13 protein-coding genes are annotated in these 17,129 nt (G+C 66.3%); 10 read left to right on the plus strand and 3 right to left on the minus strand.

Annotation, left to right across the window (positions count from 1 at the left end):
• Positions 1-473 precede the first annotated feature (473 nt).
• Positions 474-1,508, minus strand: a complete 1,035-nt coding sequence (locus tag D2E24_RS02490; RefSeq protein WP_125967756.1) for a CTP synthase — start codon at positions 1,506-1,508, stop codon at positions 474-476.
• Positions 1,509-1,989: 481 nt separating this feature from the next.
• On the opposite strand from D2E24_RS02490, the gene D2E24_RS02495 reads away from it, so the two are divergent.
• Positions 1,990-2,397, plus strand: a complete 408-nt coding sequence (locus tag D2E24_RS02495) for a GNAT family N-acetyltransferase (RefSeq protein WP_125967757.1) — start codon at positions 1,990-1,992, stop codon at positions 2,395-2,397.
• 296 nt (positions 2,398-2,693) lie between these two features.
• Here D2E24_RS02495 and D2E24_RS02500 read toward each other — a convergent pair whose 3' ends face one another.
• The gene (locus tag D2E24_RS02500) at positions 2,694-3,308 is read right to left on the minus strand and encodes a sugar O-acetyltransferase (protein WP_125967758.1); all 615 of its coding nucleotides are present in this window, start codon (positions 3,306-3,308) and stop codon (positions 2,694-2,696) included.
• Positions 3,309-3,589: 281 nt separating this feature from the next.
• Between D2E24_RS02500 and D2E24_RS02505 the strand changes: the two genes are divergently transcribed.
• The 3 genes from D2E24_RS02505 to D2E24_RS02515 all read left to right on the plus strand — a co-directional run bounded on the left by D2E24_RS02505 (position 3,590) and on the right by D2E24_RS02515 (position 7,303).
• Complete coding sequence (locus tag D2E24_RS02505; RefSeq protein ID WP_241222816.1) at positions 3,590-6,025, plus strand: RecQ family ATP-dependent DNA helicase; 2,436 nt, start codon at positions 3,590-3,592, stop codon at positions 6,023-6,025.
• Between the two features lie 102 nt (positions 6,026-6,127).
• Entirely contained in the window at positions 6,128-6,619 is a 492-nt protein-coding gene (locus tag D2E24_RS02510; RefSeq protein WP_125967759.1) for an S-ribosylhomocysteine lyase, read from the plus strand.
• Between the two features lie 186 nt (positions 6,620-6,805).
• The gene (locus D2E24_RS02515) at positions 6,806-7,303 is read left to right on the plus strand and encodes a GNAT family N-acetyltransferase (protein ID WP_164520973.1); all 498 of its coding nucleotides are present in this window, start codon (positions 6,806-6,808) and stop codon (positions 7,301-7,303) included.
• 575 nt (positions 7,304-7,878) lie between these two features.
• Here the strand turns inward: D2E24_RS02515 and D2E24_RS02520 are convergent.
• Positions 7,879-9,300: an amino acid permease gene (locus D2E24_RS02520; RefSeq protein WP_125967761.1), complete on the minus strand. Its 1,422-nt coding sequence runs from the start codon at positions 9,298-9,300 to the stop codon at positions 7,879-7,881.
• Between the two features lie 310 nt (positions 9,301-9,610).
• On the opposite strand from D2E24_RS02520, the gene alr reads away from it, so the two are divergent.
• From alr to D2E24_RS02550, 6 genes are all read left to right on the plus strand, one after another.
• On the plus strand, positions 9,611-10,969 hold the full coding sequence (alr, locus tag D2E24_RS02525) for an alanine racemase (RefSeq protein ID WP_125967762.1): 1,359 nt from the start codon (positions 9,611-9,613) through the stop codon (positions 10,967-10,969).
• Between the two features lie 233 nt (positions 10,970-11,202).
• Entirely contained in the window at positions 11,203-13,305 is a 2,103-nt protein-coding gene (dnaG, locus tag D2E24_RS02530) for a DNA primase (protein ID WP_125967763.1), read from the plus strand.
• Positions 13,306-13,452: 147 nt separating this feature from the next.
• Positions 13,453-14,157, plus strand: a complete 705-nt coding sequence (locus D2E24_RS02535; RefSeq protein ID WP_125967764.1) for a hypothetical protein — start codon at positions 13,453-13,455, stop codon at positions 14,155-14,157.
• A 22-nt stretch (positions 14,158-14,179) separates the two neighbouring features.
• On the plus strand, positions 14,180-14,419 hold the full coding sequence (locus tag D2E24_RS02540) for a helix-turn-helix domain-containing protein (RefSeq protein WP_125967765.1): 240 nt from the start codon (positions 14,180-14,182) through the stop codon (positions 14,417-14,419).
• 193 nt (positions 14,420-14,612) lie between these two features.
• A complete protein-coding gene (locus D2E24_RS02545) occupies positions 14,613-15,809 on the plus strand; it encodes an SLC13 family permease (protein ID WP_125967766.1) in 1,197 nt (398 codons plus the stop codon).
• 309 nt (positions 15,810-16,118) lie between these two features.
• A complete protein-coding gene (locus D2E24_RS02550; protein WP_125967767.1) occupies positions 16,119-17,090 on the plus strand; it encodes a ketopantoate reductase family protein in 972 nt (323 codons plus the stop codon).
• Positions 17,091-17,129: the final 39 nt, after the last annotated feature.

Here is a 17,129-nt window from a genome sequence, read left to right on the forward strand (position 1 = left end):
ACAAACAGATTGCGACGTTACGGATATGCTCCGCGTCGCAACTTGTATATGATGAGTCCTCTTTGAACGGATTGCGACGCTGGACATGCGCCGTTGCGTCGCAATCCGTATGGAGGGCCTCCTTCTCATACGAATCGCGACGTCACAGGCCCGTACCGCGTCGTAATCTGTGCGGGAATTCTTTATCGTGAACGGATCGCGACGCTGAAGGAGCTTGTTGCGTCGTAATCCGTAAGGAAACTCTCCATCGTGACCGGATTGCGACTCTACGGACGGGGCCTCCGCCGCAACCGGTAAGGGAACCCTTTCTCATGAACGGATTGCGACGCTAGGCGTGCATATTGCGTCGCAATCTGTAAGGAGATACTCATTCGTATGCGAATTGCGAAGCTACAGGACGGTGCAGCGTCGCCACTCGCATGCGGATACGCAGACCGCCGCCACCCGCTTTGCGGAGATGAGTGCGGCGGCGGTCACTGCGCGAGACGGACGTCGGGAACGTCCATGCGCGGCACGCCGGCCTCGATCAGACGTTGCCGCAGCGGATACCAGCGCAGTACGTCGTCGTAGTTGGCGCGCAGAATCGTCGTCACATGCGCATTGCGCAGCACGGCCTCGCGCTGGCGTTCGGCATGCACGATCTCACGGATGTCGCGGCCGCCGGTCATCGTCGGATCCACGTATTTGCCGGCGCCGTCGTACTCCAGCACCACCCTGTCGCTGTTCGGCAGCCGCCAGGCGAAATCGACCCGATACCGTATCCCGGTGACGGGATCGACGAACTCGCACTGCAATTCCGGCACGACGAACCGGTCGTCCAGAATCAGTCCGCGCAACCATGATTCGCCGCCGTTCTCGCTGAGCGGGTCGGCGCAACGGGCCAGCCGCAGCAGTCCGTCGCGCGGCCCATGATGCGATTGCGCCGCCGCGACGATCTCCTCGCGTGAGACGAGTCCCTTACGCAGGGCGGAATCGAACAGGGGCAGTGCGCGGGCGAACGGCAGTCGCAATCCGCACATGACGAGCGTGCTGGCGGGCGACGTGACCAGAATCGTCCCCGGTTCCGGAGCCGGCCCGTCATCCGGCCGTCTGCGGACGGTCACAGCGTCGGTGCCGGCGTTACGCACCTCGCATACGTCGTGGTCGGCCGGCCATACGCAACGAATGTTCCCGTATGACCGCGGCGGTCCGAGCACATGCACCGGAGTCCTTCCAAGCAGCGTCCACGATTGTTCCAATCCGAATGTCGCGGCGGCGTCGACGTCGGCGAACACCCGTTCCGGATTGCGCAGCGCAAGCGCGCGGATGACATGCAGTCGTCGTTCGGCGGGGTTGAGCGAAGCCCAGTATCCGACGCGCGCGTACACTCCCCGATGCGGGCGCACGAGGTCGCCTGCGATCGCCCTGCGTTGCAGCGCGCGCTGCAGATTCGGCTCATGCGTGAACGCGCAGCGTTGTTCGAGTTCGGCCTGTACGAACAGATATTCCAATGCGTCATGTGTTCTCATACCGGGACCGTATCGCATCCGCGTCGGCTGGAGGGATGTTTTCGAGGTATGTGGTCGAAAGCTCGATTCGGACAAGAAAAATGTGGATAACTCGGGTGTCGGGTGACAGTTGCGGCTCGACCCGACCGGACTTTCCGCCCGTGGACGGCCCTTCAACGGGAGTGCTCTGCGTCGTAATCCGTAGAGGACGGGTCATTTTCATACGGATTACGACTCGGACGGCGGCTTTCGCGTCGCAATCCGTAAGATTTCCCAGCTTCGCATACCGATGACGACGCTGCAGACCCGTGTGGCGTCGCAACTCGCACACTCCGGCGGAATCGCATACGGATTGCGTCGCAAAGTACCGTAACCGGATTGCGGACGTCCCGGCGGCGGTCCTGCGCGGCGCCTCTATCATCGGCGCCGTAACGATTCCGCCCGGATTCCGCGGACATGATTATGCCGCGGGCCCATTGAAGAACAGAAAGGACGCGCCGTCATGCCGATCGCATACACCGAGGAGAGGAACTTCACCCAGGATCAGGTGCAGCGGCTGTTCCGTTCGGTCGGCTGGGTGTCGGGCGAATACCCGCAGCAGCTGCACAAGGCGCTGATGGGATCGTCGACCGTGATCAGCGCATGGGACGATGGCCGTCTGGTCGGCCTCGTGCGCGCGCTCGACGACGGCGCGATGCTGGCGTACGTCCACTACGTGCTCGTCGACCCTGAATATCAGGGGCGGGGCATCGCCGGCCACATGGTCGAGATGATCAAGGACAAGTACCGGGACTACTTCTACGTCGAGGTCATGCCCGAGGAGAGCCGCAACGCATCGTTCTACCGCAAGCACGGATTCTCGGTCATGGAGGATGGCGTCGCCATGCAGACCGTCAATCCGGACTGGTGATGCGCCGGACGCGGTGTCGTCGACGATGATCGCCGGCACGACCTTCGCCGAACGGTACGGCATGCCGGCTTCCGGTCCCGTCGTATGCGAATGGCGACGCTGCGGGGGTGTGTTGCGTCGCAATCCGTAAGATTCGCCGGTCCCGCATACCGATAACGACGCTACGAGCTCGTTCCGCGTCGTGATTCGTATGATTTTCCGGATTCGTATACGAACGGCGACGCTGGGAGGGCTTGATGCGTCGCAATCCGCATATGGTCCCGGAACCGTGAACGGATTGCGACGCCCGCAGCGGCTCAGATACCCTCGGGGATGCGGCGGTCGCGCCAATAGTATTCGCGGTCGTGGTCGTAGATCTCGCGCACCACGCGGCACGGGGTACCGAACGCGACCGTATTCGCCGGAATGTCCTTCGTGACGACCGAGCCGGCGCCGATCACCGCATTGTCGCCGATCGTGACGCCCGGCAGCACCGTCACGTTCGCCCCGATCCACACGTTGTAGCCGATGCGGATAGGCTCGGAGAACTGCGCGTAGCGTTCGCGCAGGTCCGGGCGCACCGGATGCCCGGTCGTCACGAGCGTCACGTTCGGGCCGATCATCGTATGGTCGCCGATGAAGATCTCGCCGTCGTCCACCAGCGTCAGGTTGAAGTTCGCGTAGCTGCCCGCGCCCCAATGCGTGCCGCATCCCCAGTTCGCATGCACCGGCAGCTCCACGTACGCGCCCTCGCCCATCTCGGCGAAGAACGCGTGCATGAGCTCGCTGCGGCGCTCGCTGCCGGGTTCGCTGGCGTTGAGTTCGTGCAGGATCCGCATCTGTTCGAGCTGCGCCGCGTCCATGTCGGGGTCGCCGCAGAAGTACACGCCGGGGGAGTGCATGATGTCGAGTACGTGCTGGGGAACGCTCATCGGTCACCTCGTTGTCATCGTTGTCGTGGTCCGTGGCCGTCATGGCCGGCTGACGGTCGGCGTCCCGTCGCGGTCGGTATCGTCGTCGCGCGCGGGCCTGCCGTCCATCCCGATGATAGCGGGACCGGGGCCGTCCATTCCGGCGGACAGCGATGGAATCCGCCGGATTGCGGAGGCGACGCTCGACGAATGGGAACGTTCGGTCGGATGACGATGGGATCCGCGGGCACGGATGCCGGCGCTCGCGTCGCGTGCGGCCGGCGTCCTCTACACTGGTACGCATGACTTACGATGATGCGGCCTACCTTGGGGAGTACGACATCGCCGCCTACGATGATGCAGCCTACGATGCGTCGTACGACGCGGCCTACGATGACGCCTACGACGCGGCGTATGCCGTCGCGCCCGATCCGGCGACATACGGCCCGTTCGATCCGGCGCCGTCCGGCCCGTCCGGTCCGTCGATGACCGGTTCCTCGCCCGACGCCGCGTACGCGGAACCGTACGATGCCGCCTTCTCCGCACCATATGATGCGCCGTACGATGCGGCGCACGATGCGCCGCATGCCGAACCCCGTGCCGCCGCTCCGGCCGCATCCCGCCAACCCGCGCCGCACGTCCCGCCGGTCGGCGCCGACGAGCAGGCGGCGCTCGCCTCGCTCAAACGCTATTTCGGCTACGACGGGTTCCGTCCCGGCCAGTGGGGGCTGGTCGAGGCGATCATGGACGGCCGGGACGTGCTGGGCGTGATGCCCACCGGCGCCGGCAAATCCGTGTGCTACCAGATCCCCGCCACGCTGATGCCCGGCGTGACCGTGGTCGTCTCCCCGCTGATCTCGCTGATGCGCGACCAGGTGGACGCGCTCAACGACGCCGGCATCCCCGCCGCGTTCGTCAACACCACGCAGACGCCCGACGAGCAGGCGATGGTGTTCGCCCAGGCCGCCGACGGCGCGGTGAGGATGCTGTACGTGGCGCCCGAACGTCTGGAGACGGACCGGTTCCACTCGTTCGCCGCGCGCGTGCCGATCTCGCTGGTCGCCGTCGACGAGGCGCACTGCGTGTCCCAGTGGGGCCAGGACTTCCGTTCCTCGTATCTGGGCATCGGCGAGTTCATCGCGTCCCTGCCGGCGCGCCCGGTCGTCGCCGCGTTCACCGCGACCGCGACCGAACGCGTACGCCGCGACATCATCGGCCTGCTGGGATTGCACGACCCGCAGGTCACCGTCACCGGATTCGACCGCGAGAACCTGTATTTCGACGTGATCCGCATGGAGACGAAACGCAAGGCAGCATGGGTGGCCGACTACGTCGCGTCGCACCCGGACGAGTCGGGCATCGTGTACTGCGCGACCCGCAGGGAGACGGAGGCGCTGGCCGCGTCCATCAACCAGGCCGTGCCCGCGCGCCGGATGGCCGCCGGTGCGGCCGGCGGCTCGGACGCGCCGCTCGGACCGGTCGCCGTCGCCTATCACGGCGGCATGGCGGCCGACGTGCGCGAGCGCGCGCAGCGCGACTTCGTGACCGACCGCGTGCCGGTCGTCGTCGCCACCAACGCGTTCGGCATGGGCATCGACAAGTCGAACGTGCGCTACGTGATCCACCACAACATGCCCGAGTCGATCGAGGCGTACTATCAGGAGGCCGGGCGCGCGGGCCGCGACGGCGAGCCGAGCCGGTGCACGCTGCTGTGGAACGAGTCGGACATCGTCACGCGACGCCGCCTGCTCGACTCCGATTACGAGAACGAGCGGCTCACCGCCGAGGAGCAGGAGATCGTGCGCGCCGCCAAACGCCGTCTGCTCGACGCGATGGCCGGCTACTGCCGCACCGCCGACTGTCTGCACACGTACATCACCCGCTACTTCGGCGAGACCGCCGCCGAACCGTCCGCCGCGTCCGGCGCCGCGGATAAGTCCGGCGAGTCCGCCAAGCCCGGATCGCACGGCATGTGCAAGGGCGGCTGCACGAACTGCGGCGGCACGTTCGAGACGATCGACGTGACCGACATCGCCCGCGCGATCAGCCGCTGCGTGCACGACGTCATGTACGACCATGACGAGCAGGGCCGCCCGCTCACCGTCGCCCCCGTGCGCGGTGGCTTCGGCTCCGGCAAGATCGTGAAGATCCTGCGCGGCTCGCAGGCGCAGGACATCGCCTGGCTCAACCCGACGACGATGCCCAGCTTCGGTCTGCTGCGCGACGTGCCCGAGGCGCGCGTGCGCGACGTGCTCTCCCAGATGGCGACCGACGGCTACCTGTCGATCAGCGAAGGACGGATGCCGATCGTCGGCTTCGGCCCGCGCGCCGCGCTCACCGTCGCACCCGACTTCCGCTACGAGATCAAACGCATCGACCGCAGGTCGTCGCGCTCCGGTGCGGCTGGGGGTGCTGGCGACGGCATCCCGTCGTCCACCGTGTACGGGTCGGCCGGCACGCGCGGCGGAGCCGGCGGGACCGGCACCGGGTACGCCGGCGAGCCGTCCGACGCCGACGAGGCGCTGTTCCAGCGGCTGCGCGAACTGCGCCGCACGATCGCCCAGGAGATCGGCAAGCCGCCGTACATCGTGTTCTCCGACCGTACGCTGCGCGACATGGCGCGCGTGCGTCCCACCGACGACGAATCGTTCCTGTCGGTCAACGGCGTGGGCGACAGCAAGCTGCGCCTGTACGGCGAACGCTTCATGCAGGCGATCGCTGACTTCGACGCCGCGTAGGACGCGTGAGAGCCGGCCGTCCGGCTATGATGGTGGCGTCCCGCCGCCGTCATACGCCGGCGCGGCCGACCACCGCAGATACGAGCGAGGAAACGAGGAACCATGGCCGAACAGTCCGACAAGCCCGTCGTCGAAAGCTTCCAGCTGGACCACACCAAGGTGAAGGCGCCGTACGTGCGCTTCATCGACACCGAGACCGGACCGCACGGCGACGTGATCTCCAACTACGACCTGCGGCTCGTCCAGCCCAACGAGGGCGCCATCCCCACCGGCGGCCTGCACACGATCGAGCACACGATCGCCGTGCTGCTGCGCGAACGCATCCCCGGCTACATCGACTGCTCGCCGTTCGGCTGCCGCACCGGCTTCCACCTGCTGACCTGGGGCGAGCACTCCACCGAGGACGTGGCCCGCGCGCTCAAGGAGTCGCTCGAATTCATCGCGAACGAGGCCACGTGGGACGACGTGCCCGCCACCACCGTCGAAAGCTGCGGCAACTACCGCGACCACAGCCTGTTCACCGCACGCGAATGGTGCCGCGACATCCTCGCCAAGGGCATCAGCTCCGACGCGTTCGAACGCAAGGTCGTCTGACCCTCTTCCACGGCGTCGTCCGGCGGCCATTGCGCGCCCGTGTCCGCGATGCCGTCATGACGCGCCGCGGTGCCGCCGGGCCGTGCTATGGTATCGCCTCAGTCCATCGTTGAGAGATTCCCGCATGTACATCAGAGGTGACCGGTGACTTCAGAAGCATCCTCCCGGCGTTTCCGCCATGCCGTGATGTCCGATTTCCCGCGGATGCAGCAGATCTACGCGCACGCGCGCGAGATGATGGCCCGCAACGGCAACCCGACCCAGTGGGGGTCGACGTTCCCGCGCGAGGAGGTCGTCCTCGACGACATCGCATGCGGCCGCACGATGCTGCTGGTCGACGATGAGGGCGGCGAGCACGGCGGCGAGGAGCGCATCCTCGCCCAGTTCGCCCTGTGCACCGGCGCCGACCCGACGTACGCGACGATCGACGGCGCATGGCTCGACGACAGTCCGTACGTGACGATCCACCGCATCGCCGCATCCGGCGTGGCCCGTCACGCGGCGCGCGACTGCATCCGCTGGGCGCTCGAACAGTACGGCAACGTGCGCGCCGACACGCATCCGAACAACAAGGCGATGCAGCACGTCCTCGAAACGAGCGGTTTCGCCCGCTGCGGCCTCATCCAGCTCATCGACCGCCCCACCGACACCACCCGCATCGCCTACCAGCGTCACGAATGGTGACCTGCGGCCGCTCCGACGGCCCGTTTTCGCGTCGCAATTCGTAAGTAGTCGTTCGCCGATGAGCGGATTGCGACGCTGACGCTCCGTCTTGCGTCGCAATCTGTATATGATGAGACCTCTTTGAACGGATTGCGACGCTGGTGACCCGGCTTGCGTCGTGATTCGTACAAAAAGATTGGTTGATGAACGAGTTGCGACGCGGTCCCGTTTTGCGTCGCAATCTGCAAGATTCGGGCTTCCTGTACGAGTTCCGACTCCGATCGGTCCTTCTGCGTCGTAATTCGTATAGGGATGACAGTTGATGGGCAGATTGCGACGCTGGAGACCTGTTTCGTGTCGTGACTTGTATATGACCGACGTTCCCTGAACGGATTACGACCCTGCAGTCCCGTTTTGCGTCGCAAACTGTAAGTAGTCGTTCGCCGATGAACGGATTGCGACCCTGCAGTCCCGTTTCGCGTCGTGATCCGTATGATCCGGCCTCCGAATATGCGAATCCCGTCGCATCATGGCTTGATGCGACGGGATTCGCATGATCGGCGGCGGGGATGGGGCGACGGATGCCGCCCCATCCGTCAGGCGGCGGCGTTGAGCTTGGAACGCTTGCGGCTGTACGCGAAGTAGACGACCAGGCCGAGCGCGAACCAGATGGCGAAGCGCAGCCAGGTCTCCCAGTTCAGGCCGGCGATGAGGATCAGGCAGAACACGATCGCACAGATCGGGGTGAACGGCACGAGCGGCGCCTTGAATCCGCGGTGCGCGTCCGGCTGCGTCCTGCGCATCCACAGCACGCCGGCCGACACGATGATGAACGCGGACAGCGTGCCGATGTTCACCAGCTCGAACAGCACGTTGATGTTGATGAAGCCGCCGGCGAACGCGGTGAGCAGGCCGAAGAACCAGGTGCCCTTGAACGGGGTGCTGTACTTGGGGTGCACTTCGCCGAAGAACTTCGGGAACAGGCCGTCGCGGCTCATCGCATAGCACACGCGGCTCTGGCCGTACAGCTGTACGAGCATCACCGTGGTCATGCCCACGAGCGCGCCGAGGTTGACGATGAACGACAGCCAGTTCATGCCGGTCGCCAGGATCACGCCGGCCACCGGGGCGTCGATGAAGTTCGCGAACTCCTGATAGGGGACCACGCCGGTCATGATCAGCGTCATGATGATGTACAGCACGGTCGACACGGCCAGCGACAGCAGGATGCCGCGCGGCAGCGTCTTGTTCGGCTCGACGGTCTCCTCTGCGGACGAGGACACGGCGTCGAAGCCGATGAAGCTGAAGAACACGATCGACGCGGCCGGCACGATGCCGTACGGCTGGGTGGAGCCGGGCTGGAACGTGTAGATGCCGTACGGGGAGAACGGCTTCCAGTTGGACGGATCGACGTACCACACGGCGCAGATGATGAACAGCACGATGATGGCGAGCTTGATCATGACCATGATGTCGTTGGTCTTCTTCGTCTGGTTGATGCCGATCGACAGCACCCAGGTGATGAGCAGCACGATGAGGAAGCCTGGCAGGTTGAAGTACGTGGTGACGCCCGGCGTGGTGCCGTACGCGGCGGTCAGCTCGACCGGCAGATGCAGGCCGAATCCCGCGAGCAGCTTGTTGAAGTAGCCGGACCATCCGGCGGACACGGTGGCGGCCTGCAGCGCGTATTCGAGGATCAGGTCCCAGCCGATCACGAAGGCGATGACCTCGCCGAACGCCAGGTACGCGTAGGAGTAGGCGGAGCCGGAGACCGGGGCCATCGCGGCGAACTCCGCGTAGCACAGGCCGGCGAAGCCGCAGCAGACCGCGGCCAGGAGGAAGGAGACGGACAGTGCGGGACCGGCGGTCAGAGCCCCCTTGCCGGTCAGCACGAAGATGCCGGTGCCGATGATGGCGCCGATTCCCAGCATCGTCAGATCGAACGTGCGCATGGTGCGCTTGAGCGGGGTGGATTCAGCGACCAGCTGATCCACCGACTTCTTGCGAAAAAGATCCATGAGTCTTCTCTCGGATTCGGAATGGAATGGGCTGGACCGGACGGTTTTCCGGGACCCCGGCACGCCTCAACGCCGGGAATCAGAATGCGCGCCGCGCCGGAATGCCGGCGAAAGGGCGAACATGGTGAGTCAGTGTATGGCCGTGGCGTGACAAGCGGCGGCGTCCGCGGGTGAAGTGTCCTCATCGTGGACATCGGGGCGGAACGATGCGGAACGGTTGTGCAATGGATGTGGAGGTTCGGCCCATCGCGGCCCGTGGCGGCCGTTCCGGCGCGGCGTGTCGTCACCACGGCGCGCCACAATGGGGGCCATGACTTTGAGCGCAGTACCAGCATGGCAGTTCTCGTCCCCGCAGGGCGAGGAGCATTACCGGGCCGCACGCCGTCGTTACCCGGCGCAGGCGATCGTCGACCTCAAGGCGTTGCGCGACAACATGCGCCATCTGGTGAACGTGTGCGGCGGACCTGATTCGGGCACCGCGGTGATGGGCGTGGTCAAGGCCGACGCGTACGGCCACGGCCTGCTGCCGACCGCGCTGGCCGCGTTGGCCGGCGGCGCGACGTGGCTGGGCACCGCGCAGTCGCATGAGGCGCTGCTGCTGCGCCGCCTCGGCATCGGCCCCGACCGCTGCCATATCCTCACCTGGGTCTACAACGGCGCCGAAGTGCCGTTCGACGAGCTGATCGACAACGACATCGACGTGTCCGTCGGCTCGCTGCCCGGCATCGACGCGGTGGCCGCCGCCGCACGCCGGCTGGGCAAGACCGCGCGCGTGCACGTGAAGGTCGACTCCGGCTTCGGACGCAACGGATTCACCGAGGAGTCGTTCGACGAGGCGCTGGCGCGTCTGGCGCCGCTGGCGAGGGAGGGCGTGCTGCACATCGTGGGCCAGTGGAGCCATCTGGCCGTGGCCGACTCGCCCGACGTACCCGAGTTCGTCGCCTCCACCGACCGTCAGATCGAGAACTTCAAGGCGTTCACCGCGCGCATGGAGAAGGCCGGCATCGCCCCCGAGATCCGCCATCTGGCGAACACGGCGGCCACGCTCAACCGTCCCGAGATCCACTTCGAGCTCACCCGCCCCGGCATCGGCCTGTACGGCTACGAGCCGGATCCGGCGATGGGCACGCCGCGCGACTGGCATCTCAAATCCGCGATGACGCTGCAGGCGCAGCTGGGCACCGTCAAGGACGTGGCGGCCGGCCACGGCATCTCGTATGGCCGCACCTACCTGACGCCCGACGACACGTCGACCGCGATCGTGCCGCTCGGCTATGCGGACGGCATCCACCGTTCCGCGTCCGGATTCGACATGCAGGGCGCCAAGCATCTGGAGAAGCTCGGCGGCCCGGTGCGCGTGATGACCACGGAGGGCCCGCGCCTGTACCGCGTGTCGGGCCGCGTGTGCATGGACCAGTTCATGATCGACCTGCACGGTTCGGCCGAGCGTCTCGGCGTGCATGAGGGCGACACGGTCGAACTGTTCGGCCCCGGCCGCGGCGAGCTGTTCAGCGAGCCGACCGCCGACGACTGGGCGCGCGCCGCCGACACGATCAGCTACGAGGTGTTCACCTGCCTGCGCAACCGCATTCCGCGCCTCTACCTGAACGCCTCCGACGTGCTCGACTCCGCCGACCTCGCCATGCTCGACCCGGACACGATTCTCTAGCGGGCATCGCGACGCACGGACCGAAACCGCCATCCAGGCCGAATCGTACGCACCCAACGAGGGCTGCGGCGGCGCATGCGATGCGCGACCGTAGGCTTGGCCGAGCGGCCTGGAGCGTGTCGCGCGTCGCATGCGCCGCCGCAACCCGGTCACGGCAACCCCGATCCGGACTGCCCTGCCCCGGCCCGACGCGCGCGCCGCGCATTCCGCGTATGCCGGTACCCTAGAGGACTATGGTCGGGATGATTCTGAAGGAAGACGTGGAGCAGGTGCGCGCACGCGCGGACCTGTACGACATCGTATCCGCGAGCGTGTCGCTGCGCCCCTCCGGCGCCGGCACGTACGTGGGCCTGTGCCCGTTCCACGACGAGAAGACCGGCAGCTTCAACGTGAGGCCGGCGCTGGGCGTCTGGCACTGCTTCGGCTGCGGTCTGGGCGGCGACGTGTTCGCGTTCGTCGAACAGCAGGAGAACATCGACTTCCGCGAGGCGGTCGAACTGCTGGCCGACCGCTACCACATCGAACTGCACTACGAGGCCGGGTCGCGCAAGAGCGAGCACGCCGGATCGAAGCGCGCGCGCCTGATCGAGGCGAACGAGGCCGCGCAGCGCTTCTTCGTCTCCCAGATCATGACCTCCGAGGCGCTGCCCGCCCGCAAGCTCCTGGGCGGGCGCAACTTCAGCCAGGCCGACTGCGAACGCTTCGGCTGCGGCTACGCGCCGCAGGGCTGGGACAATCTGGTGCGCCACCTGGCCGGCAAGGGCTTCACCCAGCAGGAGATGCTCGACGCGGGTCTGGCGCGTCAGGGCCAGCGCGGCGTCTACGACTACTTCCGCGGCCGCGTCACCTGGCCGATCCGCGATTCGACGGGCCGGACGCTCGGATTCGGCGCGCGCAAGCTGTATGAGGACGATGCGATCGCGGCGAAGTACATCAACACGCCCGACACGCAGCTGTACCGCAAGAACCAGGTGCTGTACGGCATCGACCTGGCCAAGCCGTCGATCGTGAAGAAACGTCAGGTGGTGATCGTCGAGGGCTATACGGATGTGATGGCGATGCATCTGGCCGGCATCGACACGGCGGTGGCGACGTGCGGCACCGCGTTCGGCGCGGAGCATGCGAAGATCGTGCGCCGTCTGATCGCCGACGATTCGCTGGGCGCGGTGCAGCTGGTGGGGCCGCTCAAGGTCGAGGGGCAGGCGCTCAGCTCGCGCATCGTGTTCACGTTCGACGGCGATGCGGCCGGCCAGAAGGCGGCATTGCACGCGTTCGGCCTGGACGCGGCGTTCCTGTCGCAGACGTTCGTGGCGGTCGCCGACGACAATCTCGACCCGTGCGACCTGCGCATCGAACGCGGCAACGAGGCGGTGCGCTCGCTCATCGACCATGCGCGCCCGCTGTACGATTTCGTGATCGACGCGGCGATCAACCGTTTCGACACGTCGTACACGACGGGCCAGATCGGCGCGGTGAAGGCGGTGGCGCCGTTGATCGCGCAGATCCGCGACCGTTCGCAGCGCGACGTGTACGCGAGGAAGGCGATCCGTCGCATCGGCATCGATCTGGATGTGATGCAGCGCGAGGTGCGTGACGCGCATCGCCGGCTGGGCGTGCGCGACGAGGACGCGTATGCGCCGCGTCGCCGCTTCGGTACGGCCGACGGCGCCGATGCGGGAGCGGCGCCCGGCGCGGCCGCGGGAGCCGGCGCGGGTGCGGCGTCGCGCGGGGCGAACCCGTATGCGAATCCGGCGGAGCGCAAGGCGCTGGAGCGCCGGGGCGTGGCCGAGCAGACGTACTATCAGGTGGACGATGCGGTGTTCATCTGCGAGCAGCAGTTCATGGCGATGCTCATCCAGGTGCCGCGTTCGGTCGATCCGGGCATGTTCGCGTCGCTGTCGCTGTCGAATTTCATGACGCCGGTGTTCCGTTCGCTGTTCCAGGCGATTGCGGCGGCCGGTGGCCTGCCGTCGAACGACGTGCCCCAGGGCCTGTGGATGCACTCGCTGACGAAGGCGGGCGGTCCGATGCTCGAACCGGTGATCAACGAGCTGGCGGTGATGCCGCTGCCGCTGCCGCCCAGCGAGCAGGACGTGCGCGGGGCGGGGGAGTCGGCGCAGCTGCGCGAGGCGACGCCGGCAGAGAGCCGGTATGCGGCGGAGCTGCTGGCGAAGCTGCTCGACATCGGCCTGATGCGCCGCATCGGCTCGGCGAAGCGGCAGATGGCCGCGCTGCCGGACGGCGCGGAGAAGATCGCGATCCTGGGGCAGGTCACGCAGATGGAGGCCGCCCGCAAGGACCTGCAGGCGCAGATCTTCGGCAACACCATCGGCTGACAATCTGTTTATCGTTTGTCATAAAAAGTTTATTGACAAACGATAAATCCGGGTTGATAATGAGGGTATCGGCATGGGATGCCGGTCGACGCCGCGGCGGGAACGCAGCTGCGGCGCGCGGCGTCCCGCGATGACAAGGAGGTCATCATGGCGTACGCAACGATATTCGATCGATGGCATGCGGCGAAGCGGTCGGAGCGGCCCCCGTCCGCTGCCGCTCCCGCAACGCTCGCGCGGTATGCGCGCGTCGGCCGCGGCGTCGGCACGGTCCTGCTGGTCGTCGGATGGGTCGGCGTGGCGGCGGCCGCGCTGACCGCGGTACTGGTCTCGGCCGGACTGGCCGGTCTGCCGGTGCCGCTGACGTCGCTCGGCGACGATGCGGCCGTAACGTACGGTGTGTCGCTGGGAGGCCTCATCGTCGGCATCGGCCCCGACATGCACGGGTTCCGGTTCCTGTTCCACGACGCGCCCTCGCCGACGGTCGGACTGGCCCTGTTCGCGTTGGCGCAGACCGTCACCGCATGGTTGACGGTCGAAGCGATCGGCGGCGCGCGCGACCTGTGCGCGTCGATCGGCGCATGGGCGGCCAACCCCGACGGCGCGACGCCGTTCCGGTCCGGCGCGCAGGCCGCGCTGTCGCGCATCGGACGCAGCCTCGTGGCGATTCCCATTGTGGGTGCCGTGACGGCGATGGCGATGCTGCCGCTCGTCGCCGCAGGCGAGAGCGTGGCCGTCTCGTCGGATCCCGCGGCCCCGCTGATGCATCTGATGGCGGGCGCGCTGGCGTTGCTGCTGTCCCGCGTGTTCGGCTACGGCGCCTCGCTGCAGGGCGAGGTCGACGGGCTGCTATGACCGCATCGATGGAAAGGAGCGCATGATGGGCGGACGGATCGTGCTCCGGCTCGACCGGATGATGGCCGAGCGCGGCCGTTCGCTCAACTGGCTGGCCGACCGGGTGGGCATCACGAACGTGAACCTGTCGAAGATCAAGAACAACCGCGTCTCGGCGATCCGCTTCTCGACGCTCGCCGCGATCTGCGACGCGCTCGACTGCGTCCCCGGCGACATCCTCGACTACGAGGACGACGACGGGGACGCCGAGGATGCCGGATGACGGCGGAGCGGCCACGCTCGGTCAGAATTGACCCCGATCGGCCGACGGTCGGAAAACCAGCCCAAACGCCAGTAGGCGTGAGGGCCGGTTTTCGTTGCAAACGGTCGGAAAACGGCACTCCGAGAGCGCGTGCAACGCCATGATGTCGGTTAGGATGTCAGGTGATGTTTACCGAATATTCACGGAGGATTCGATGCGTGGCTTGGTGATCAAGCTCCTGAAAAACGAGACGATCCTCATCGTCGCTTCCATCCTTGCCCTGATCTCGTGCTTCATCGTCCCGCCGGACGCCGAGTACAAGGAATACGTCCACATGAGCACGATCTCGCAGCTCGTGTGCCTGATGCTCGTCGTCTGCGGCTTCCAGCGCATCGGCGTCTTCCGCATCATCGGCTCGCGACTGCTGCACCACGTGAGCACCGCCCGCGGACTGGTGATCACGCTGATCTCGCTCACCTTCTTCTCCGCGATGCTCATCACCAACGACGTGGCGCTCGTCACGTTCATCCCGTTCGCGATCTCCGTGCTCATCATGGCCGACATGGAGGAGCACGCCGTGCTCGTCGGCACGCTCATGACCCTCGGCGCGAACATGGGCAGCATGCTCACGCCGATCGGCAACGCGCACAACCTGTACCTGAAGGCCCTCACCGGCATGCCGACCACGGAGATGATCGGCATCATGGCCCCCTACTCGTTCACCGCCGCCGTGATGCTCGTCATCATCAGCTGCGTCGTGTTCGGCAAGAAGCCGGTGTCCGAATTCCACGCGCTCGACGGCGCCGGCATCGAACGCGGCGTCCTCGCCCCGTCCAGCAGCAAGCACCAGCCCGACGAGATCCGCATCACCGGCTACGGCGCCAGCTACGGCGGATGGCGCACGGTCGTCTACACGATCCTGTTCGTGGTCTGTCTGCTGGCCGTCAGCGACTTCCTGCCCCTGTGGGCGATGTGCGTGATCGTGTTCGCCACGTTCCTCGTGTGCGACCGCCGCGTGTTCCGCAACGTCGACTGGGGTCTGCCGCTCACGTTCACGATGTTCTTCATCTTCATCGGCAACATGAAGCGCGTCCCCGAGTTCTACGAGCTGGCCGCCTCCCTCGTCAACGCGCACCCGCTGGAGGTGTCGGTCGTCACCAGCCAGTTCATCAGCAACGTGCCGTCCACGCTGCTCCTGTCCGGCTTCTGCGACCAGTGGCGTCCGCTCATCATCGGCACCAACCTCGGCGGCATGGGCACGCTGATCGCGTCGATGGCGTCGCTGATCGGCTACAAGAACGTCGTACGCAAGTACCCGCATCAGAAGGGCCGCTATCTGGCCGTCTACTCGGCCGTCAACGTGCTGTTCCTCATCGTGCTCGTCGGCCTCAGCTGGATCATCGAACCCTGACGGCGCGACGGCGGACGTCCCCTTCCGGACCGTCCGCCCCGTCCGAACTGCGACCGCCGACCATACGGTCGACGACCCGCGATGCTACCGTATGACGCGGAATGCATCGCGGAGCATCCGAGCCCCGGTCCCCACGGATCGTGGCTCGTGCCGTGATGGCGCTCGCCGGACCATCATCGATGGACGACGAACGGAACGAGTGGTGACACCGGGTTCGGCGAGACGATCAGACAGCGTCCCCGTACGGATATGCCGGTGGCCAGATCGAACGCAACGAATCGAACGCACATCGATCGCAAGGGGAACATTATGCGTTATACGGTAATCGGCGCCGGTGCCATGGGCCTGCGCTACGGCATCCTCCTTCAGGAGCATACGGACGCGCACGTCGACTTCATCGACGCGTGGGCGCCGCACATCGACAAGATCCGCGAACAGGGCGGCGTGTACGTCAGCCGCGACCATGAGAACCGCCGACTGATCCCGATCAACCTGTACACGCCGGAGGAGTACGACGGCGATCCGGACGTGTGGATCGTCTTCATGAAGCAGATGCAGCTCGAGGACATGCTGGGGCGCTGCGCCCACCTGTTCAAGGACCATCAGGTCGTGTTCAGCGCGATGAACGGCTGGGGCCACTTCGAGAAGATCGCCCGGTACTTCCCCGAGGACCGCATCTACGGCGGCACCGCGCTCGTCGCCACCGTGCTCAACGGCCCGGGCGACGTGGACTTCATCGGCAAGTCCGGCGCCGGCACGATGCACATGTGCGCGATGACCAACGAGGTCACCGACATCGAGAAGGCCATCTTCGCCGACTTCCAGAAGGCCAACCTCAACCCGGAGATCTCCGACGACTTCAAGGGCATGTGCATGGCCAAGATCGTGTTCAACTCCGTCGTCAACACGCTGTGCACGATGTACCAGATCACGATGGGCCAGTTCATCAGCTACCCGGGAGCCCGCGACATGGCCATGCAGCTCATCAACGAGGCGTACGACGCGTGCGAGCGCGCCGGCATCAAGCTCATCAACACGCGCGACGAGGAGCTCGAGTCCGTGGACTACGTGAGCCGCACCGGCAACCCGCTGCACTACCCGTCGATGTATCAGGACATGAGCCGCGGCCGCAAGACCGAGGTCGACTACATCAACGGCTACATCGCCAGGCTCGGCCGCGAACACGACTACGTGTGCCGCACGCACGAGTTCCTCACCCACGGCGTGCATCTGGCCGAGCTCGCGTTCCAGTACCATCATCAGGACGAGGCGGCCAAGTAGGTCTGTCGTGGCGTAGCGTGGCGAGGTGACGGCACGCAG

Source organism: Bifidobacterium samirii, from assembly GCF_003952945.1.
GTDB classification, from domain to species: Bacteria; Actinomycetota; Actinomycetes; order Actinomycetales; family Bifidobacteriaceae; genus Bifidobacterium; species Bifidobacterium samirii.

Excerpts from the sequence above, each read along its gene's own strand:
- D2E24_RS02520 (WP_125967761.1), bottom strand. The coding sequence starts at position 9,300 with ATGGATCTTTTTCGCAAGAAGTCGGTGGATCAGCTGGTCGCTGAATCC.
- D2E24_RS02495 (WP_125967757.1), top strand. The coding sequence starts at position 1,990 with ATGCCGATCGCATACACCGAGGAGAGGAACTTCACCCAGGATCAGGTG.
- D2E24_RS02505 (WP_241222816.1), top strand. The coding sequence starts at position 3,590 with ATGACTTACGATGATGCGGCCTACCTTGGGGAGTACGACATCGCCGCC.
- dnaG (WP_125967763.1), top strand. The coding sequence starts at position 11,203 with ATGGTCGGGATGATTCTGAAGGAAGACGTGGAGCAGGTGCGCGCACGC.
- D2E24_RS02550 (WP_125967767.1), top strand. The coding sequence starts at position 16,119 with ATGCGTTATACGGTAATCGGCGCCGGTGCCATGGGCCTGCGCTACGGC.
- D2E24_RS02540 (WP_125967765.1), top strand. The coding sequence starts at position 14,180 with ATGATGGGCGGACGGATCGTGCTCCGGCTCGACCGGATGATGGCCGAG.
- D2E24_RS02510 (WP_125967759.1), top strand. The coding sequence starts at position 6,128 with ATGGCCGAACAGTCCGACAAGCCCGTCGTCGAAAGCTTCCAGCTGGAC.
- D2E24_RS02535 (WP_125967764.1), top strand. The coding sequence starts at position 13,453 with ATGGCGTACGCAACGATATTCGATCGATGGCATGCGGCGAAGCGGTCG.
- D2E24_RS02490 (WP_125967756.1), bottom strand. The coding sequence starts at position 1,508 with ATGAGAACACATGACGCATTGGAATATCTGTTCGTACAGGCCGAACTC.
- D2E24_RS02515 (WP_164520973.1), top strand. The coding sequence starts at position 6,806 with ATGTCCGATTTCCCGCGGATGCAGCAGATCTACGCGCACGCGCGCGAG.
- alr (WP_125967762.1), top strand. The coding sequence starts at position 9,611 with ATGACTTTGAGCGCAGTACCAGCATGGCAGTTCTCGTCCCCGCAGGGC.
- D2E24_RS02500 (WP_125967758.1), bottom strand. The coding sequence starts at position 3,308 with ATGAGCGTTCCCCAGCACGTACTCGACATCATGCACTCCCCCGGCGTG.
- D2E24_RS02545 (WP_125967766.1), top strand. The coding sequence starts at position 14,613 with ATGCGTGGCTTGGTGATCAAGCTCCTGAAAAACGAGACGATCCTCATC.